18 protein-coding genes and 1 riboswitch are annotated in these 19,433 nt (G+C 65.3%); of the genes, 6 read left to right on the forward strand and 12 right to left on the reverse strand.

Annotated elements, in window-relative coordinates; all coding sequences use genetic code 11:
- Positions 1 to 2: 2 nt before the first annotated feature.
- The 5 genes from L0B83_RS09595 to L0B83_RS09615 all read right to left on the reverse strand — a co-directional run bounded on the left by L0B83_RS09595 (position 3) and on the right by L0B83_RS09615 (position 5,726).
- Positions 3 to 1,229, reverse strand: a complete 1,227-nt coding sequence (locus L0B83_RS09595; RefSeq protein ID WP_234758183.1) for an MFS transporter — start codon at positions 1,227 to 1,229, stop codon at positions 3 to 5.
- An 11-nt stretch (positions 1,230 to 1,240) separates the two neighbouring features.
- Positions 1,241 to 1,699 carry a MarR family winged helix-turn-helix transcriptional regulator gene (locus tag L0B83_RS09600; protein ID WP_234758184.1) on the reverse strand — a complete coding sequence of 153 codons (459 nt, stop codon included), beginning with the start codon at positions 1,697 to 1,699 and terminating at the stop codon, positions 1,241 to 1,243.
- 94 nt (positions 1,700 to 1,793) lie between these two features.
- Entirely contained in the window at positions 1,794 to 2,942 is a 1,149-nt protein-coding gene (locus tag L0B83_RS09605) for a mannitol-1-phosphate 5-dehydrogenase (protein WP_234758185.1), read from the reverse strand.
- Positions 2,942 to 4,918, reverse strand: a complete 1,977-nt coding sequence (locus tag L0B83_RS09610; protein ID WP_234758186.1) for a PTS mannitol transporter subunit IICBA — start codon at positions 4,916 to 4,918, stop codon at positions 2,942 to 2,944. The genes L0B83_RS09605 and L0B83_RS09610 overlap by 1 nt, the downstream gene beginning before the upstream one ends.
- Before the next feature lie 85 nt (positions 4,919 to 5,003).
- The gene (locus L0B83_RS09615) at positions 5,004 to 5,726 is read right to left on the reverse strand and encodes a TetR/AcrR family transcriptional regulator (protein WP_234758187.1); all 723 of its coding nucleotides are present in this window, start codon (positions 5,724 to 5,726) and stop codon (positions 5,004 to 5,006) included.
- Positions 5,727 to 5,844: 118 nt separating this feature from the next.
- Here L0B83_RS09615 and ptsP point away from each other — a divergent pair, with 118 nt between their 5' ends.
- Together ptsP and L0B83_RS09625 are read left to right on the forward strand one after the other, a co-directional pair.
- Complete coding sequence (gene ptsP / locus L0B83_RS09620; protein WP_234758188.1) at positions 5,845 to 7,530, forward strand: phosphoenolpyruvate--protein phosphotransferase; 1,686 nt, start codon at positions 5,845 to 5,847, stop codon at positions 7,528 to 7,530.
- Positions 7,531 to 7,566: 36 nt separating this feature from the next.
- The gene (locus L0B83_RS09625) at positions 7,567 to 7,845 is read left to right on the forward strand and encodes an HPr family phosphocarrier protein (RefSeq protein ID WP_234751838.1); all 279 of its coding nucleotides are present in this window, start codon (positions 7,567 to 7,569) and stop codon (positions 7,843 to 7,845) included.
- 30 nt (positions 7,846 to 7,875) lie between these two features.
- Here L0B83_RS09625 and L0B83_RS09630 read toward each other — a convergent pair whose 3' ends face one another.
- Together L0B83_RS09630 and L0B83_RS09635 are read right to left on the reverse strand one after the other, a co-directional pair.
- The gene (locus L0B83_RS09630) at positions 7,876 to 9,123 is read right to left on the reverse strand and encodes an acyl-CoA dehydrogenase family protein (protein WP_372461182.1); all 1,248 of its coding nucleotides are present in this window, start codon (positions 9,121 to 9,123) and stop codon (positions 7,876 to 7,878) included.
- Positions 9,124 to 9,207: 84 nt separating this feature from the next.
- Positions 9,208 to 9,924: a TetR/AcrR family transcriptional regulator gene (locus L0B83_RS09635; RefSeq protein ID WP_234758189.1), complete on the reverse strand. Its 717-nt coding sequence runs from the start codon at positions 9,922 to 9,924 to the stop codon at positions 9,208 to 9,210.
- Positions 9,925 to 9,984: 60 nt separating this feature from the next.
- Between L0B83_RS09635 and L0B83_RS09640 the strand changes: the two genes are divergently transcribed.
- The 3 genes from L0B83_RS09640 (at position 9,985) to L0B83_RS09650 (ending at position 11,492) form a co-directional block, all read left to right on the forward strand.
- Positions 9,985 to 10,383, forward strand: coding sequence for a helix-turn-helix domain-containing protein (locus tag L0B83_RS09640; RefSeq protein ID WP_234758190.1), 399 nt, complete (start codon positions 9,985 to 9,987; stop codon positions 10,381 to 10,383).
- A complete protein-coding gene (locus L0B83_RS09645; protein WP_234758275.1) occupies positions 10,380 to 11,180 on the forward strand; it encodes an alpha/beta fold hydrolase in 801 nt (266 codons plus the stop codon). The genes L0B83_RS09640 and L0B83_RS09645 overlap by 4 nt, the downstream gene beginning before the upstream one ends.
- Before the next feature lie 84 nt (positions 11,181 to 11,264).
- Positions 11,265 to 11,492, forward strand: coding sequence for a DUF6480 family protein (locus L0B83_RS09650; protein ID WP_234758191.1), 228 nt, complete (start codon positions 11,265 to 11,267; stop codon positions 11,490 to 11,492).
- 172 nt (positions 11,493 to 11,664) lie between these two features.
- A riboswitch (cyclic di-AMP (ydaO/yuaA leader) is annotated at positions 11,665 to 11,810 on the forward strand.
- A gap of 19 nt (positions 11,811 to 11,829) precedes the next feature.
- On the opposite strand, the gene L0B83_RS09655 is transcribed toward L0B83_RS09650, so the two are convergent.
- Both L0B83_RS09655 and L0B83_RS09660 read right to left on the reverse strand, forming a co-directional pair.
- Positions 11,830 to 12,735, reverse strand: a complete 906-nt coding sequence (locus L0B83_RS09655; RefSeq protein ID WP_234758192.1) for a hypothetical protein — start codon at positions 12,733 to 12,735, stop codon at positions 11,830 to 11,832.
- Between the two features lie 387 nt (positions 12,736 to 13,122).
- On the reverse strand, positions 13,123 to 14,337 hold the full coding sequence (locus tag L0B83_RS09660) for a PucR family transcriptional regulator (protein WP_234758193.1): 1,215 nt from the start codon (positions 14,335 to 14,337) through the stop codon (positions 13,123 to 13,125).
- 219 nt (positions 14,338 to 14,556) lie between these two features.
- Here L0B83_RS09660 and ald point away from each other — a divergent pair, with 219 nt between their 5' ends.
- The gene (ald, locus tag L0B83_RS09665) at positions 14,557 to 15,675 is read left to right on the forward strand and encodes an alanine dehydrogenase (protein ID WP_234758194.1); all 1,119 of its coding nucleotides are present in this window, start codon (positions 14,557 to 14,559) and stop codon (positions 15,673 to 15,675) included.
- Between the two features lie 1,624 nt (positions 15,676 to 17,299).
- Here the strand turns inward: ald and L0B83_RS09670 are convergent.
- The 3 genes from L0B83_RS09670 to L0B83_RS09680 all read right to left on the reverse strand — a co-directional run bounded on the left by L0B83_RS09670 (position 17,300) and on the right by L0B83_RS09680 (position 19,432).
- Positions 17,300 to 18,055, reverse strand: coding sequence for a hypothetical protein (locus L0B83_RS09670; protein WP_234758195.1), 756 nt, complete (start codon positions 18,053 to 18,055; stop codon positions 17,300 to 17,302).
- Positions 18,052 to 18,603, reverse strand: a complete 552-nt coding sequence (locus L0B83_RS09675; RefSeq protein ID WP_234758196.1) for an RNA polymerase sigma factor — start codon at positions 18,601 to 18,603, stop codon at positions 18,052 to 18,054. The genes L0B83_RS09670 and L0B83_RS09675 overlap by 4 nt, the downstream gene beginning before the upstream one ends.
- A 133-nt stretch (positions 18,604 to 18,736) precedes the next feature.
- Positions 18,737 to 19,432: a hypothetical protein gene (locus L0B83_RS09680; RefSeq protein WP_234758197.1), complete on the reverse strand. Its 696-nt coding sequence runs from the start codon at positions 19,430 to 19,432 to the stop codon at positions 18,737 to 18,739.
- Position 19,433 lies beyond the last annotated feature (1 nt).

Below are 19,433 nucleotides of genomic sequence, written 5' to 3' on the forward strand. Positions count from 1 at the left end.
CCCTACACGAGGTGCGGTTCGTGTGACTTGAGGAAGCGGCGGCCGCCGGCAGCGACGAGGATCGCAAATGCGAGGGCAAGGGCCGCGGCGAAGAAGGGAATCTGCGGGCCGAAGTGCTCGCCCAGCTGCGCCGCGGCAAACGGAGCCAGCGCACCGCCCATCCACCGCACAAAGTTGTAACCGGCCGACGCCACGGGACGCGGCGAATCGGAGACCTCCATGGCCAGTTCGGTGTAGAGGGTGTTGTTGACTCCCAGCAGGGCACCCGCCGCAATGACGAGCACGACGACGGCCGTCACCGAGTGCCCCGCGGCAAGTCCCAGCCCCACGAGGTCGAGCAGGAGGGCCGCAAGGGTGCCGACCAGGACGTTGGTGGTGCCGAAGCGGCGCTGCAGCACGGGTGCCACGAAGACCGAGAAAACGGCCACAGCCACACCCCAGCCGAAGAAAACGGCACCGATACCGTAGGCGTCCATTCCCAGGATGAAGGGCGTGAAGGCCAGGATGGTGAAGAAGCCGTAGTTGTAGAAGAGGGCACTGGCCGCGGTGGTGCGAAGGCCCTTGTGGCCCAAGGCAAGGAGCGGGTCACGCAAGCGGGCCTTCGTCGCCGGCGCCGGGGTCTTGGGCAGGAGCGCCAGCAAGGCGATGAACGACACGGCCATGAGGACCGCGGTTCCGAAGAACGGTGCGCGCCACTGCCACCCACCGAGCAGGGCGCCGAGCAACGGGCCGAGGGAGATGCCCAGGCCAAGGGCGGCCTCGTAAAGGATGATCGCAGTTCCGGTTCCGCCACTCGCGACGCCGACAATTACGGCGAGCGCGGTGGCCACGAAGAGCGCGTTGCCGAGACCCCATCCGGCGCGGAATCCGACCAGCTCACCCACGCTGCCGGACATACCTGACAGCGAGGCGAACACGACGATCAGGGCAAGCCCGATCATGAGCGTCTTCTTACCGCCGATCCGCGACGAGACGAAGCCGGTCACGAGCATCGCGACTGCGGTCACTAGGAAGTAGCTCGTGAACAACAGGGACACCTGGCTGGGGCTGGCCTGGAGGTTCTTGGCGATGGCCGGCAGGATCGGGTCCACCAGGCCGATGCCCATGAAGGCGAAGACGGCGGCAAGCGCCGTGGCCCACACAGCCTTGGGCTGCCTGAGTAATGAGGCCTTTTCCGCCTCGAGGGTTTCTTCCGCTGGCTGCAGTTGGTCTGCGAGCTGGCCTTTCATGGACTGCTCTCCTAGTTCCTGGCTTGGTTCTGCAATGAGTTGTTGATCTTGTCGAACACCGGAAGCGCGGCTTCCACGGCGTCGCGTTCCGCCTGGCCCAGGGTCCCGAGGATCCCTGCGATGTATTCGTTGCGGCGACGGTCTGCGTTCTCGACGGCGGCACGCCCTGCCGCCGTCGCGGCGACACGGACAGCGCGGGAGTCGTCCGGGTCGGCTTCGCGCCTGACCAGTCCGGCGCGCTCAAGTTTGATGATCTGTTCCGTGGCGCTGGGGACCTTGACCCCAAGGTTCCGGGCGATCCCTCCGACGCGGGCACCGCCGTCGAGCGCCATCTTGAGCACTCCGAGCTGCGCGGAGCTGAGCTGCTCTTCGGAATCGAGGCGGCGCATCACGTAGACGCTCTGCCGCAAAGCCTCCCTGAAGGATTGGGCGAGGGCAAGGAGCGCGTCGTCAACTGGGCTGGTATTCATATTTAGGTATCCTAACAGTTAGGCACCCTAAATATCAAGTAAAAAGCTCACCCTCCTGCACATCACGTGGAGGAGGGTGAGCGAGCGTTCTCCCCTAGGCCTCGGCCTTGCGGGCTTCGACGAGCTTCAGCACCTGCGGGAACAACGGGTGCGACGGCGGCAGTTCGGTGATGCGCTCAACCGCCTCCGCTGCGTCCATCTCTGCAAGCATCCGGGCGAGTTCCACGGCTTCGTCATCTGCCCCGTCGTCGAAACGAAGGGCAGCGGAGATCGCGTCGAGCAAGGCCACGGGGGTGACTCCGCGCTCGGCCAGTTCCGCAGCGGGGCCGATGAACCGTTCGTGCCGGCCCAACTTCCGGAGCGGAGCACGACCAACCCGGTTCACGGTGTCCGGCAAGTACGGGTTGGTGAAGCGTGACAGGATCTTCTGCACGTACGCTTCCTGCTCAGCTTCGGCGAAGTCGTGCTTGGCCACGAGAAGCTGCTTGGTTTCCTCCAGCACCGCGCGCACCCGGGCAGCCACGGAGGCGTCGGCCATCGCGTCGGAGATCTTCTCCAAGCCGGCACCGTAACCGAAATACGCGGCCGAAGCGTGCCCCGTGTTGACCGTGAACAGCTTCCGTTCGATATACGGACCCAGCTCGTCCACGAAGGTCGCGCCGGGGATCACCGGCGCGTTCCCCGCGAACGGCGTGCGGTCGATGACCCACTCGTAAAAGGTTTCCACAGTGACGTCCAGGCCTTGGCCCGGCGCCTGGTTGGGCACAATCCTGTCCACCGCGGTATTCGCAAACACAGCGGCAGAGGAAAGGTCGCCCGAGGCGCCGTCCCAAGCGGCTTCCACTTCGGATCGCAGGAGGTCCGTGGCGTTGATCGCGTTCTCGCAGGCCATCACTTGGAGCGGAGCCAACGACGGCGACCGGCCCGCGATGCCGCTCGCGATCACCGGTGCCACGAACTTGAGGATGTGCGGCCCCACCGCCGTGGTGACGAGGTCCGCCGTCGCAATTTCCTCGACGACGGCGGCCTCTTCGGTGCCCGAATTCAGGGCCCGGAACCCGGACACGGTCTTGACCGCCGCGTTTTCGCCGACCTCGTGGACCTCGTAGGAGGACGCTGCGGCGAGCTGGCTGATCAAAGCATCCGCGACATCGGCGAAGACCACCTCATATCCGGCCTCGTGCAGCAGCAAGCCGACGAATCCCCGTCCGATGTTCCCTGCCCCGAAATGGACTGCCTTCACTATGCGTTGACCTTTCCGAACATATCCAACACTTCCTCCACCGAGGTTGCCTGCTCAAGCTTGGCTACCTGCGCCTTGTCCGTGAAGATCTTGGCGATGGAGGACAGGATGTGGAGATGCTCGTTGTTGATGCCGGCGACGCCGACGACGAACTTGACCTGCTTGCCGCCCCAGTCAATGCCCTCGGGGTAGCGGACGAACGAGACAGCCGAATGCATGATGTGGTCCTTGGCCGCGTTCGTGCCGTGCGGAATGGCCAGGAAGCTGCCCATGTAGGTGGACACGGATTCTTCGCGCTCGTGCATGGCGTGGACGTAGGCCATGTCCACCGCGCCGCGCGCCAGCAGCAGCCGGCCGGCTTCGTCGATCGCGGAATCGCGGTCCGTCGCGGTGCCATTCAGGACGACGCTTTCGGGGAGAAGGACTTCCTTGCCCCCGACGGCGGCCGGCTCGGCCGCGTGGGCACCGGCGGCAGGCGCGGGGCTTTCAGCGCCGGGACCGGCGTTGCTGCTCTTGACCAAGTCGACGATTTCGTCGTACCGGGGACTGTTCATGAAGTTGTCCACGGAGACGTGCACGGCGCTGGAGGTGACCGGCCGGGCGCGTTCTGTCAGGTCCTGGTGCGTGACCACGACGTCGTACGAGTCGCTCAAGTTGGCAATGGACGCGTTGGTCACCTTCACCTCGGGGAAGCCAGCCGCCTTGATCTTGTTGCGCAACACCGTGGCGCCCATTGCACTGGAGCCCATTCCGGCGTCGCATGCGAAAACGATGTTCTGGATGGGCTTGGTCAGGACGGCAGTGCCGCCTGAGCCCACGAGGGCCGAAGCTACGGAGCTCTTCTTGCCCTTCATTTCCTCCATCTTGGAGGTGGCTTCGCTCAGGTCGACCTCGTCGCTGTGGTGCGTGGTCCGCAGAATCAATGAGGAGACGAGGAACGAGACCGTCGCCGCCAGGATGACCGACAGGATGACGCCCACATAGCTGTCGCGGGATGTCTGGGCAATGACGGCGAAGATGGATCCCGGGGCTGCGGGAGCCACAAGGCCGGAATTGGTGATTGCAAGGGTCGCAATGCCCGTCATGCCACCAGCCATGGTTCCGAGGATCAGCAGCGGACGCATGAGGACATACGGGAAGTAGATCTCGTGGATCCCGCCGAGGAACTGGATGATGAAAGCGCCCGGCGCCGAGGCCTTCGCCGCGCCGCGTCCGAAGAACATGTAAGCGAGGAGAAGTCCGGCACCCGGACCGGGGTTGGCTTCAAGCAGGAACAGGATCGACTTGCCCTGGTCCAGCGACTGCTGGATGCCGAGCGGGGTCAGAACGCCGTGGTTGATGGCGTTGTTGAGGAAGAGAACCTTGGCGGGCTCGATGAAGATGCTGGTGAGCGGAAGGAGCCCGTTGTGCACCAGGAACTGGACGAAGTTGCCCGCAGCCGTGCTGAAGGACTGCACGACGGGCGAGATGCCGAAGAATCCGAACAGGGCCAAAATGGCGCCCCAAATGCCGGCCGAGAAGTTGTTCACCAGCATTTCGAAGCCGGCGCGGATCTTGCCCTCCCAGATGGAGTCGATCTTCTTCATGGTCCAGCCACCGAGGGGGCCCATGATCATGGCGCCGATGAACATCGGAATGCCGGCGCCGACGATCACGCCCATGGTACCGATCGCCCCGACGACGCCACCCCGCGCACCATAGACGTTCCGGCCGCCGGTGTAAGCGATCAGGAGCGGCAGCAGGTAGGTGATCATGGGGCCGACAAGGCCCACGTTAGGCGCACCGGCAGCGTCGTTGCCGAAGCCGCCGAGTACGGGGACGGGCAGCCATCCAGTCTTGATGAACAGGGCGGTGATGATGCCCCATGCAATAAAAGCCCCGATGTTGGGCATGATCATGCCCGAGAGGAACGTTCCGAACTTTTGGACACCAACGCGCACGCTGGTGCGCTCTTTCGCAACTGACGCTGTTGCCATTGTGTGAATTCCTAACGTGGGTCCCGCATCAACGCGGAATCAGTCGATATCTACCTCAAGCGGTATTTACCCAAGAGGCCCAGCTCTAGGAGCTGCTGGAAATTCGGTGAAGCCATTCAAGGAACAGCTTCAGTTCCGAACTGGATAGTTGGTCTGAATGCGACGCTTGGAGTGCCGCATTCAGCGCGATTGCCGCAACAACAACTGATGACTTGCCGGAGTCATCTGCTGCGGCGCCACGGGCTGTTTCCGTGGACACGGCGGAAATCATGGAATCCCGGGTCATGGTGGAGAGTTCGAGGTTCCGGTCTTCCATAGGCTCTGCAATGAGCATGAGCGTGACTCCCACATTGGCCGCCAGGATGCTCCTGGCCGCCTCACGCGGGGATACATTGATCTGCCCGGCAATGGCCGCCTTGCTCAGCATCTCCTCCAAAAGCGACTCGGCATCAGCCACGATGGCCGGCCTGCTTTCGGGACGGATGTTGCCGAACATCACCAAGTAAAGGTGCGGCTGGGTCAGTCCGAACTGGACGTGGTTGTCCCACATCCGGCGGACGTCCTCAAGGGGCTCCCCAGAGGGTGCGAAGTCCCGTTCTCCCGCCACGTACTCCTCGAAACCGGCTGCAACGACGGCGTCGAACAAGCCCTCCTTGTCGCCGAAATGGTGATAGAGCGTGGGCGCCGTGACGCCTGCAAGTTTGGTGATTTGGCGCGTAGAGATCGGTGACCCGTCCGAATTCGCCAGCAACTCGGCAGCCGCACGGAGCAGCCGAGTTTTCGGCGGAAGCTGGTCATCGAACCTCATAGCCGCTACCCTAGCACCTATAGCAACGCTATATGAAGTGAGTCACAAGAGATTTTTTCGAGCCCCGAGGCGCCGCAGCCGGTGGGTCCGGATCCAAGAGCAGGAACAGAGGATTTCAGTGCAGAATTTCCAAGGAGTAGGCGTCAGCCCGGGCCGCGTCATTGGCACTATCCGTCAAATGCCCAAACCAGTCAGCGAACCGCCCTCGGGCGAGCTGCTGGCCGCTTCCACCACCGCGGAAGAGGCCGTCGCGGGCCTCAAAGCTGCGGCCCAGTCGGTCCACGACGAGCTCAAGGCACGCGCGGACAAGGCCAGCGGAGATGGCAAGGCCGTGCTCGAGGCCACCGCGCTCATGGCCAAGGACACCATGCTCCTGAAGTCGGCCATCAAACTCATCAACAACGGCAGCTCAGCCGAACGCGCCATCTGGGAAGCCGGCGCCTCCGTATCCGAAATGCTCCACAACCTGGGCGGATACATGGCCGAGCGCGCCACCGACGTCCTGGACGTCCGCGCGCGGATCGTCGCCGAACTCCGCGGAGTCCCCGCTCCCGGGATCCCGGCGTCGGACTCCCCGTTCATCCTGGTGGCCGAAGACCTCGCTCCCGCCGATACTGCCACCCTGGACCCCGCCGTCGTGACAGCACTGGTCACCTCGGGCGGCGGCCCGCAGTCCCACACGGCGATCATCGCGCGCTCGCTCGGCTTGCCCGCCGTCGTCGCGGCCCGCGGAGTCGACGAAATTCCTGACGGCACCGAAGTCTTCGTGGACGGCGCCGCCGGCACACTATCCCTCGAACCCACCGAAGAACACCGCACGGCCGCCCTCGCGTGGGTTGCGAACGCCGCAACCTTGGCGGTTTTTGACGGAAACGGCACGACGGCGGACGGCCACTTGGTGCCCCTGCTCGCCAACGTCGGCGGGGCCAAGGATGCTGCGGCAGCCGCCGCATTGGGCGCCCAGGGCGTGGGTCTCTTCCGCACCGAATTCTGCTTCCTGGAACGCGATACCGAACCGACGGTGCTGGAACAGGCCGCCGCGTACAGGGGCGTGTTCGACGCTTTCCCGGGCAAGAAGGTGGTGCTCCGGACCCTTGACGCCGGTGCCGACAAACCGCTCCCTTTCCTCACCGACGCCACCGAACCCAACCCGGCCCTCGGCGTGCGCGGCTACCGCACCGACTTCACCACACCCGGAGTTTTGGGGCGCCAGCTTGAGGCCATCGCCATAGCGGCCGACGAAACAGAGGCTGAGGTCTGGGTCATGGCACCCATGATTTCGACGGCGGCCGAGGCTGCCCGCTTCGCGTCGATGTGCGATGCCGCTGGCATCAAGACTCCCGGCGTGATGGTGGAAGTTCCCTCGGCGGCCCTGACCTCGGCGTCGGTGCTGCGACACGTGGGCTTCGCGTCCCTCGGCACCAACGACCTCACCCAGTACGCCATGGCCGCCGACCGGCAACTCGGCCCCCTCGCCGAACTCAACACGCCGTGGCAGCCAGCTGTTCTGCGCCTTGTCCAGCTGACTGTGGCGGGCTCGGCGGAAGAGGGCAGCGGCAAGCCAATCGGTGTCTGCGGTGAGGCTGCTGCGGACCCCGCCCTCGCCGTCGTGCTGGTTGGCCTGGGTGTGTCCACACTGTCCATGACCGCCCGCTCGCTGGCCGCCGTCGGAACCGTTCTCAAGACGGTGACGTTGGAACAGGCGCAGGAGCTGGCCCGCTTGGCTCTGAGCGCTCCCGATGCCCTCGACGCGAAGGCCTGGGTCCGGGCCAAACTGCCGATCCTCGAGGAACTCGGGCTCTGATCCCGCCGTACCGCCCCCCGCATACAAGGAGACACCATGCCCGAACGCACCGCCACTATCGCCAGCCGCTCCGGACTACACGCCCGCCCGGCGGCGATCTTCGCCGAAGCCGCGGGGGAATCCCCGGTTGAAGTGACCATCGCGATGGCCGGTTCGCCTGCCGACGACGCGCTCGACGCCGCCAGCATCCTTTCGCTCATGACGCTCGGCGCCGCGAAGGGTGACGTCGTGGTGCTCCGTGCAGAGGGCGATGGCGCCGACGCCGCGCTGGACTCCCTCGTGACGCTGCTTGAAACGGACCTCGACGCGGAGTAGCGAGGCCCGCCGCGTCCGGGGGTAGGCGGTTTAGGCGAAGGCGGAGATGCCCGTGATCGAGCGTCCGATAATCAACGCTTGAACGGTTTCCGTGCCTTCATAGGTGTGGATGCCCTCGATGTCGGCGAAGTGCCGGGCCACGCGGTTGGCCAACAGGATCCCGTTGCCGCCGAGCAGGTCGCGCGCGTTCGAGGCGATGCTGCGCGCTGTCCGGGTGCACGTGAACTTCGCGAGGGCCGCCTGCGCGGGAGTCAGTACGCCCGCCTCGTCCAGCTTGGTCATCTGCATGACCATGAGCTGAATGGTGGCGAGTTCGGACTGCATCCGGGCAAGGCGCTCCTGCACAATCTGGGAGGCTGCCAGCGGCCGGCCGAACTGCCGGCGCTGGGCCGCGTACTGCACCGCGGTTTCGTAACAGGCCGTGGCGTGCCCGACGGCGGACCAGGCCACTCCCAGCCGGGTCGCCAGGAGCACCCGGGCCGTGTCCTTGAAGCTCCGGGCACCCGGGAGCATGTTTTCCGCCGGGACGAAGACATTCTCGAGGCGGATATGGGCCTGCCAGATGGCCCGGAGTGACAGCTTGCCCTCAATGGTCGTGGGGGAGTATCCGGGGGAATCCTGCGGAACCAGGTATCCGTGAACTTGCCCGTCGTCGCCACGGGCCCAGACGACCGTCAGCCCGCCGATCGAACCGTTGCCGATCCATTTCTTTTCACCGTTGAGCACATAGCCGCCTTCGACTGCCGTCGCAGTCGTCTCGAGTCCTACTGAATCGGAACCGTGTGCCGGCTCGGTCAAGGCGAAGGCGCCGAATTCCTCTGCCCGGGAAAGCACTGGAAGCCAACGGGCGTGCTGCTCGGGGGAACCGCATTCGGCCACCGACCGCAGTGCCAAACCGCCCTGGACCGCGACAACCGTGCCGATGGAGCCGTCCCCGCGGCTCAGTTCCATGGTGACCAGTCCGGCGGCGGTCTTGCTCATGGCCGGAAATCCGTCGACGTTGATTCCGTCGCGCAGCAGATCAAGTTCACCCAGGCGCTTCACCAGGTGCAGCGGATATTCCGCGCGCTCCCAGTACCCCGCGATGACCGGGAGCACTTCGTCTTGGACAAAATGCCGCGCACGGTCCCAGTAGGCGCGGTCTTCTTGGTCTATGTCCTTGAAAACCGAGGCCGGGTCAGGGTCCAGCGACTGGTTCAGGACATACTCGGGTTCCATGGTGCCGGTGGGAAAAACAGCATCCAGTTCTTCGGAGGTGCTGTCGGACGTCATCGTCATGGGAATCCTCGCTTCGGGTTTGCGATCTGCGACTCCCAGCATGCGCTGACACTCAGTTTCATGTCAAGGAACTCAATGTCACCCCTAAGCCAGGGCGTCACTCACGGCTTGGAGGATCTGGTCCTTGCCTGCTGAACGGTCGAGGACGGTGATCACGACGGCCGGGCGCGTTGGTTCGATGTGCGGGGAACCACCGGCACTAACCGGAGACCCGGCAAAAGTGGCAGCCAATGCGCCCAGTTCGCGAGCAAGCCGGGACGACACCTCGGGGGCTCCGCGTTCCTCCCCGCCAGCGGAAACGGCCCGAAGCCATTGGCGCAGGACGCTGTTGTGCACTGCAACCACCGATGCCGCGAAGGCGACGGCAGTGAGTTCCCGGTTTTCACCCTCGGGCAGGGCTGAAAGGAGATGGTCCCTGAAAGCCCGCTGATAGCGGTGCGCCATCACGAGTTCACGGTCACGAAGGGCAGGAACTTGATGCAGAAGCTCGTACCGGGCGAGGGAAGTTTCCCGGTTGCCCACGTGGTGGCCGAAGACCAGGAGCGCGGCGTCCACCACGGCACGTAACGGATCCGCCGTCGTTCCCGCAAGGAAGTCGTGAACCCGCACCAAAATACGGTCGTGATCAGCGAAAACAATGTCCTCTTTGGAGCCGAACTTGCGGAAAAACGTGCTCCGGCTGATCCCGGCGGCATCGGCGAGGTCCTCCACCGATGTAGCGTCGTAGCCTTGCCGCACCAGCAGGTCGATTGCCGCGGCCACGGCTGGCGCGGGATCCGGATGGGCGGGGTAGTTGACCATAGGCGTGAATCTAACACGGCGGCGTAACCGCACAGCCCCGGGCACGGCTAGGCTTCTGCCATGGCATTGATAGCTCCCCGCGTTACGCCTGGCTTGCCCGCGGACGACGCCCGGACCCTGGCACGCTCACTCCAGGACAGCAACGACATCACCGTCTTCGTGGACGGCACGGTGCACCGGCTGCCGGATGAGGCGAGGGACGCCGTCGTCGACCTCCTTACCAGGCTGGGTCGCGGCGAGGCGGTGACGGTGAGCAGCGTCGAGGAAATGCTCACGACATCGAGGGCCGCCGAGCTCGCTGGAATCTCGCACACCTACCTGCGGAACATGACCGACCGTGGCGAGATCCCGGTGGAATACCGCGGGACGCACCGCCGCATCAGGCTCGCGGACATCATGGCCTGGCTAGAAACCCAGAAGCATAACAAGGAGGACGGGCCGGAGGTTGCGCCAAGCTGACAAAGTTGTTTTCGACTGAAGTAGAGGCCCTCGGGCTCAGGGGGCGGATCTGGACCGCGTGGCCTGGCGCGTCGCACGGTCGTGTCCAGCCCGGCCCCGGCCCGGCCAACCGCGGTCCGGCCTACGTACTGATCCACGGGATCGGTGTTTCGCATAGGTATCTGGCGCGGCTCCATGCCGTGCTCGCCGCGTCGGGGCCAACATACTCCCTGGACCTCCCGGGATTCGGAGGTACGCCCAAACCCGAAAGCCGGCTGAGCGTCGCGGACTACGGAGCGTTCGTCGCAGCGGTCCTCAAGTCCCTCGGGATCGACTCCTACTACCTCGTGGGACATTCCATGGGCGTTCAGTTCGCCATCGAAACAGCTTTGCACAGACCCGATGCGGTCCACGGGCTGGTGCTTATGGGACCCGTGGTGGATTCCCGGCACAAGAACGTCGGGCGGCAGTCGCTCGCGCTGACCATCGACGGACTGTTTCACGAAAGCCCGTCATCCAATTGGATCGTACTCACGGATTATCTGCGCTGCGGGGTCCGCTGGTACTTTACCGAGCTCCCGGTCATGATGGCCTACCCCACCCTGGAGCGCGTGGCAGACCTTCAAGTCCCGGTACTTGTGCTGCGCGGCGAACGTGACCCCGTGGCAGGGCCCGACTGGTCGCTCAGGCTTTCCCGAGCCGCGGCTGACGGCCGCCTTTCAGAAATACCTGGGTGTGGCCACGTCGTCCAGCACCTGCAACCGAAGGCCGTGGCCGATGCCATCAAGAGCTTCGTCTCCCCGGCCCCGGAGGCCTAATTCCCATCCACTTGCCGGGCTACCGTCCCGGAGACTACGCTGGCCGGACGGCCCAGAACTAAGTGTGCTTAGGAAAGGAGTGCCATGACCAGCTATGACCCCGAAGACGATCCTAAGACGTTCGGAGCGCCAGGTGCTGACGAACCCGGAGACGCGCGGGACGGAGACGAACGGGAGGATGCCGCCGCCTCCGCGAATCCCGATCCGCTTAACGGAAATATCACGGGACTCGAGCCGGGCGGCGGCGTGCCGCCCGGAGAAACCCCACCCGCCGAGGACCAGATGAGCATGGACCAGGGGCACGACGAGTAGGGAGCCTCACGGGATTGAGTGCCGCACGATTCTGTGCCGCTGCCCGGCGCATGGAAACCGGGGAGATTCCCCCGTTATTAAAATGTGACTTTGCATGCCGGCTGTTGTAACGTCGAGGGGCGGCCCAATCCCCACCGGGCCGCTTCCGGGTTGACGCCGAGCTCTGCCGCACCCCGGAATCCCGCCAGACCCGCGGCAGAGACGGGGGACCCAGAGTCTCCGGGCCCATTCCAGGCCCTTGGGGTGAAGCCGCCATGCGCGGCCGGACGGCCTCGTCCGAACCCGACAGCTAACCTCGAAGGCGTTGAGAGGCAACCACCATGTCCCCAACCATGGATCAGCCTCGCCGTGCCCAAATGGCGCGCGAGAGCACCAAACCGACCGGACGCCGTCGGGCAAAAGACAGCGCACCATTCGTCCCTGCGCCGGTTTCCGACCCGCTGAGGTCGACGGCGGCACCCACCCCCGCGGCCACGCCGACGACGACGGCGCCGTTCACCACGCGCGCGGCCGCCCGCGCGGCCGAACGGCAGCGGGCTGCCCAGGAGCTGGGTTCCAGCGCCGGCGAAACCGCGACCATTCCGACAGTGGCTCCTCCAGTGGCTCCTCCGGTGGCTCCTGAACCAGCCACCGCGGCCATACCCACGGTTCCTGCCGCCCCTACTCCCGCTGCAACTGAACCAGCCACCGAAGCCATACCGACGGTGGCTCCTCCCGCGGCAACCCGCGCCGTCGTCGCTCCGGCAACTGCCGGCCTCGCTCCGGCAACCCGCACCGGCGTCGCTCCGGCCAGCCTTGCCGGCTCCTCCTTTAGCCGGGAACCGCACGCCGTCCTGAAGAAGGCCGCCGCCGTCCGGACGATGAGCAACCGAATGGCAGTCGTGACAGGTGCCGTAGGCATCCTGCTGGCCGCCGGCTCCGTGGGACAAGCCCTCGAGATGCCCTTCTTCGGCCACGAGTCGGGCGCCCAGGGCTCCCCTAGCTCAGACAGCCAAGTCTCCACGCAATCGGGTGCCCCTTCCACGATGCCAAGCACATCTCTCGGCACCTCGGCATCACCTTCACCATCGACTGCAAGCTCCAAGGCCGGCCAGTCGGCCGCAGACCCGGCGCAGCATTCACCGCAAGGACCAGCAGCCGTTGAACCGTCGAGCGTCTCGGCGCCATCGATCTCCGTCCAGGTTCCCGCTGTCCCGTCGGCCCTTCCCCCAATCCCCACCACCCCGGCGCCAGTTCCTTCCATTCCGGTGACGATTCAACCTCCGGGGACTCAACCTGCGCCGGCACCAAGCCCGGGTCCGACCGGGCCGGCATCCCCATCCCCAACGCCGCCGCAGACGGGCACCCCCTCTCCCGGACCCACAGGTTCCTGGAAGCCGCGGACCCCGTCCAGCCCGACCCCGAGTCCAACGCCCACCCAACCGGGCGATCTGGGGTCGATTTTGGACGCAGCAACCCAGGCACTCCCGTGAGGATGGGAGGGCATCGGATATTCGCCGTCGAGTGGCACGGACGGTGCTGCCGGAACACCCGGGCGAACATGACCCAACCCCGGCAGGACCGCTGGCGGTGCAGCATTCAGCTGAGGCAGCTCAACAAGTAGGCCAGCGCGGCTTCCGGTACCAACGCTTCAAATCCGCGGTCTTCGTGCCCAGCGGCGCGCCTTGAGCGCTGCGTGGAGCTCGAGCCGGGTGGCACCATTCAGCGGATCAGCACCGATAAGCTGGCGGACCCGGGCCAGCCGGTTGTAGATGCTGCTGCGGTGCAGGTGAAGCCTTGCGGCGACGTCCTGCACGGAGCCGTCGCTGTCGTAAAGCAGTTCGAGCACTGGCAGCAGCTCGCCGTTTCGGTCGGCGTCCTCGATCTTCTGGAAGTGCGCGGATCCGGAATCGTCCCAGCCCCCGGGCGCCTGTAGCTGTTCGAACAATTGGTAGATCCCGGCCGAGCGGCTGTCCACGAGCTCGCCCAGTGGAGGATCGACGGCGGCAGCCTGGGCCGCGAGCTTCGACTGCCGGTACGCCCCGCCCAGCTGGCGGATCGCCGGAAACGGCTCGCTGATGCCGAGGATGACGCGGTCAACCTTCCGGCCGGCGCGCTTGGCGAGCTCCAGCTGATAGTGGACCAGAACCTGGGCATGCTCTGCCCGTCCGCCGGTTTCGCGGAACAGCAGGACCGCGTGCGTCTCCGTGCCGGCGCTGAAAAGCACGGAATCAACCCCGATAGTTGCCTGTAGAGCGGCGGAACGGTGTGTCAGGGTTGCGGCGATAGGATCGGAAACGCCGCCACTGTCCTCAGCATCGAGCGCGGTAACCAGCTGCCACGGCCCCCGGCCTTGGAGCTCCTTCCATCCCGCCACGGCCGCCACCGCGTTGGATTCGCCGTGGCATGCGGCCAGGAATTCCTGCTCACGGCGGCGCCGGAACTCCGACTCCGCCGTGTTGGAATCGAGCAGCAGCCCCGCAAGGAGGTCCAACTCGTCCCGGACGCCCGGCAATTCGGCGAGTATCGCCGTCGCGGTCTGCTCGTCAAGGTCCTGCTGGACCCAGAGGTATCCCACACGGAATCCGCGCACCAGCAGCGGGACGCAGACGCGCCCCACCATCCCGAGTTCGTCATTGGCAGGTACGACGACGGGACGCACCGCGGTTGCGATGCCGTGCGAGAGCTGCCATGCGCTGACGTCCACCGGCACACGCTTGCTCAGGAGGAAATTCACGCGCACGCGGTCGGCGTGGGATTGGTTGGAACTGTAGGCAAGCAGCACGCCGTCGAGGTCTTCGAGGGAGAGGCCGCGGCCCAGCTTGAGTGCCACATCCTCGACGATTTTCTCCACGTCTTGCTGCATGGAGAAAACACTACTTCGCCCCACCAACACTAGGCGACACCTGACGCTTCCAAGATCGACAAATGTCGAGCTGCTCGCCGCAAAAACTCCGGAATTCCGCGGAAGCCAGCAACGGCGACGGTCGCCTTTCCTGTCGGCTGGCTCACAGCGGATTTATTCTGGATGCACAGTCCCCCGCAGAGAAAAAGGCCGTTGAAGCCTTTCGAAGATGGAGCCCAAATGATCATCGGTGTCCCCAAAGAGATCAAGAACAACGAATTCCGCGTCGCTATCACGGCCGCCGGCGTTCACGAGTTCCGCACCCACGGCCACAGCGTTCTGGTCGAGCGGGGCGCAGGCCTGGGCTCCGGCATCACGGACGAGGAATACGCGGTTGCCGGCGCCGAAATCGTGGCCGAAGCCGACGACGTCTGGGCACGCGCCGACATGGTCATGAAGGTCAAGGAACCCATCAAGGCCGAGTACCACCGCTTCCGCAAGGGCCTGATCCTCTTCACCTACCTCCACTTGGCCGCTGAGCCCGAGCTGACCCAGGAACTCATCAACTCCGGCGTCACGGCCATCGCCTACGAAACCGTCCAGGATGGCCGCGCGCTGCCCCTCTTGGCTCCTATGTCCGAGGTTGCCGGTCGCCTGTCGGTCGTCGTCGGCGCTTCCTCCCTCATGGCTCCGGCCGGCGGCAAGGGTGTGCTGCTGGGCGGTGTCCCGGGTGTCCGCCCGGCCAAGGTTGTTGTCCTCGGCGCCGGTGTTGCCGGTACCAACGCCGCAGCCATGGCGCTGGGCCTGGGCGCCGACGTCACCATCATGGACATCAACATCAACCGCCTCCGTGAACTGGATGCCCTTTACCAGGGTCGCCTGAAGACGGTTGCTTCCAACGCATACGAAATCGAGAAGTCCGTGGTGGACGCCGACCTCGTCATCGGTTCCGTGCTGATCCCGGGCGCCAAGGCCCCGAAGCTGGTCACCAACGAGCTCGTGTCCCGCATGAAGCCCGGCTCCGTCCTGGTTGACATCGCAGTGGACCAGGGCGGCTGCTTCGAGGACACCCACCCCACCACGCACCAGGAACCCACGTACAAGGTCCACGACACGATCTTCTACTGCGTCGCCAACATGCCCGGCGCCGTTCCGAACACCTCCACCTACGCTCTGACCAACGTCACGCTGCGCTACGCGGTGTCGCTGGCCAACCTGGGAGTCCGGGCCGCTTTCGACCGCGACCCCGCCCTCGCGGCCGGCCTCAACATCGCCGGAGGCCACGTGGCGCACCACTCGGTGTCGGAGGCGCACAACCTGCCCCTCGTCGCCGACTGGCACAGCTTGGTCGCGGCTTAATTTCGCTCCGCGTGTAGCTGGCGCGGACTAAAGAGCGACGACGGCGGGGTGCGGCTTCCACGGGAAGCGGCACCCCGCCGTCGTCGTCCCCTCCAACGCCCGGTCAGATCTGTCGGTGTTTTTGGCGACGCCCGGTCACATCTGCCGGTGTTTCTGGCGACGCCCGGTCACATCTTCTGAGCGAGCGTTGCAGGAATCGGGGGTATTGGTGACCGAGCGTCGGGTGAAAGCTCGCGATATCAGCGAGGGCGTCAGCTAAGGCTTCACCGGGTAGCGGCACCCCGCCGCCGTCGTCGCCTCCGACGCCCGGTCACATCTGTCTGTGTTTTTGGCGACGCCCGGTCAGATCTGGAGGTTTTTTTGGCGACGCCCGGTCACATCTTCCGGTGTTTCTGGCGACGCCCGGTCACATCTTCTGAGCGAGCGTTGCAGGAATCGGGGGTATTGGTGACCGAGCGTCGGGTGAAAGCTCGCGATATCTGCGAGGGCGTCTGCTACGGCTTCACCGGGTAGCGGCACCCCGCCGCCGTCGTCGCCTCCGACGCCCGGTCACATCTGTCGGTGTTTTTGGCGACGCCCGGTCAGATCTCTTGGTTCTTTTCGCGACGCCCGGTCACATCTTCTGAGCGAGCGTTGCAGGAATCGGGGGTATTGGTGACCGAGCGTCGGGTGAAAGCTCGCGATATCTGCGAGGGCGTCTGCTAAGGCTTCACCGGGTAGCGGCACCCCGCCGCCGTCGTCGCCTCCGACGCCCGGTCACATCTGTCAGTGTTTTTGGCGACGCCCGGTCAGATCTCTTGGTTCTTTTCGCGACGCCCGGTCACATCTTCTGAGCGAGCGTTGCGGGAATCGGGCGTATTTGTGACCGAGCGTCGGGCGAACACGGGCGCGGATTAGAGAGCCCGACGGCGGTGTACGGCGTCCACGGGAAGCGGCACCCCGCCGTCGTCGGCCCCTCCAACGCCCGCTCACATCTTCTGAGCGAGCGTTGCGGGAATCGGGCGTATTTGTGACCGAGCGTCGGGCGAAAACGGGCGCGGATTAGAGAGCCCGACGGCGGTGTACGGCTTCCACGGGAAGCGGCACCCCGCCGTCGTCGTCCCCTCCAACGCCCGCTCAGATCTGTCGGTGTTTTTGGCGACGCCCGGTCACATCTGCCGGTGTTTCTGGCGACGCCCGGTCACATCTTCTGAGCGAGCGTTGCAGGAATCGGGGGTATTGGTGACCGAGCGTCGGGTGAAAGCTCGCGATATCTGCGAGGGCGTCTGCTAAGGCTTCACCGGGTAGCGGCACCCCGCCGCCGTCGTCGCCTCCGACGCCCGGTCACATCTGTCAGTGTTTTTGGCGACGCCCGGTCAGATCTCTTGGTTCTTTTCGCGACGCCCGGTCACATCTTCTGAGCGAGCGTTGCAGGAATCGGGCGTATTTGTGACCGAGCGTCGGGCGAAAACGGGCGCGGATTAGAGAGCCCGACGGCGGTGTACGGCTTCCACGGGAAGCGGCACCCCGCCGTCGTCGTCCCCTCCAACGCCCGCTCACATCTTCTGAGCGAGCGTTGCAGGAATCGGGCGTATTTGTGACCGAGCGTCGGGTGAAAGCTCGCGATATCTGCGAGGGCGTCTGATTAGGGCTTCACCGGATTGACCGGGAGAATCTCCGAAGGAACGGGCTGGGGCAACGGGAGCGTGGGCGCCGGGACGGCCGGCGTCGGGACCGTGATGGGGCCCGGGTGGCCCTCGGTTATGTCAGGCAGTCCATTACGCGGATCCGTCGCGGAACCGGACGCGGTAGTGCCTGGAGTGGCGTGCGGTGATGGACGCGCACTGCTTTGGGTCCCGGGCGCCGAAGACTCCGGAGAAGGCGATGAGGGAATGCTTGTCTCCCGGGAGGGAACCGGGACCGGCTCCTGGCGGGGTGCCGGCTGCTGCGGAGCCTTAGTGCCTGATCCGGGGGCGAGCTGGGAGACCACCGATCCCACCATGGCGCCCAAGTGCTCGATCGTTCCCGGAATACCGCCCTCCGACGCTGCAGCTGCAGTGGCACCTGCTGCGAGGGAAGCGGCGACGGCGACGGCGGCAAAGGTCAGGCGTCCCTTTTTGCGGCGACGTGCGGCCAGTTCGTCAACGGGTGCAGTCGTGGCGCGGGAAGCCGGCTCCACGGGGGTGCCGGCTTCGGCAGGCGCGGCGCCGTCTGCTGGAACGATTGCCAGCCGGCCGGGTGCCATCAACGCTCGTACAGCCTCTGAAGGCTGCGGGCGGACGCCCGCAAGGGCGCGAAGTTCAAGCAGCTCTGCCCGGATCTCGTACGCTTCGTCGAGCCCGGCTTCAGCAAGCAGGCGGTCAACGCCTTGCTCGCCGAAAGATGCGGATGTTTCGCTCATGATGTGCCATTCCTTAGTAGTGCACGTTCTCTCAGTGCACTCAATGCCCTGCGCTGCAACTGCTTTACGGCTCCTTGGGACTTGCCCATGATCTCCGCTGTATCTTCCAACGACAGGTCAGCCACGACCCGTAGGGCCAGGACCTCCCGGTAGTCGGGATTAAGGTCGGCCAGTAGCTCTGTTACCCCTAGGCCTGCGCCATGCCCGAATGCCTGCTCCTCGGCCGAAGGCGAGCGCCGAAAATCCAGGTCGGATTCGTACGGCGAGGAATCAGGGGTGCGTTCCCGCTTACGGTAGTGATCCACCATTCGCGCATGCGCTATCGAGAAGAGCAGGGTCTTGGCCCCTTGGAGGCCTCCGCGGAGGGACTCCAGTTTCGGATAGAGAGCAAGGAACACGTCTTGGGTTACTGCTTCCGGGTCGTCCACGCCGCGGGCGCGCAGGTATCCGAACACCGGTCCCGAAAACTCGTTGTAGGCAGCCGTGAACAGCAGCGCGGGATCTTCCTTGTCCGCCTGCAAATATTCATCAGCCAAAGGGTCAAGCACCCGCGACCCCTCCATCCCACGCAGCGCGGTCATCATCCCTGGCCTAGGAGACGACCGCTGCCGCAGTCTGTTGCGTCGCGGGGCCCCTTGTCATTCAGCCAAGGAGCCCCGCCATTCAAGGGTAGCCGCAGTGTTACGGGGTAACAGAATCGGACGGCACGTGCACAGGTGCGGTGGGCACCTGCGACGGGACAGCCGGTACAGCAGGAACGGCCGGTGCGGACGGTACCGCGGGAACAGCCGGTGCGGCGGGCAGGGCGGCGTTTGCGTTGGCGTCGGCCTTGGCGGAAGCAGAGCCGTCAGCCGTCAGGCCGGCAGCCTTGCCTTCGCTCACGACGGTAGCGCAGTGTGCGTTGACGTTGGCTTCGCCGCCAGCAGCGACTACCAGTGACGAGTAACCGGGCACCTTGGCGTCACCCTTCAGGCCGCCGTTGAGGAGAGCGGTGCAGAGGTCGAATGCCTCAGCCGAGGCGGACTTGGCCGAAGCAGCTTCAGCGGCGGCCTTCGACTTTGCGTCGTCGACGGCGCCTGCGGCCTTGGACTTTGCGTCGTTGACGGTGCCCGCGGCCTTGGACTTTGCATCGGCAGCAGCGTCAGTTGCCTTGGACGTCGCAGTCTGGACCGCTTCAGCAGCCTTGGACTCCGGGGACTCGGCTGCCTTGGATCCGGTCGGAGCCGGGGCACCGAGCATCTCGTGGGCGCTCTTCTGCAGATCGCTGGGAAGCGCTCCGTTGAAGGCTGCTACGCCGGTTCCGCCAACCGCGACAGCTCCGGCGGCAAGGACGCCGGCGGCGATTTTGCTGGTGGCAAGGACAGTGAACAAGGACATG

Source organism: Arthrobacter alkaliphilus (assembly GCF_021483235.1).
In the GTDB taxonomy this organism is placed as follows: domain Bacteria; phylum Actinomycetota; class Actinomycetes; order Actinomycetales; family Micrococcaceae; genus Arthrobacter; species Arthrobacter alkaliphilus.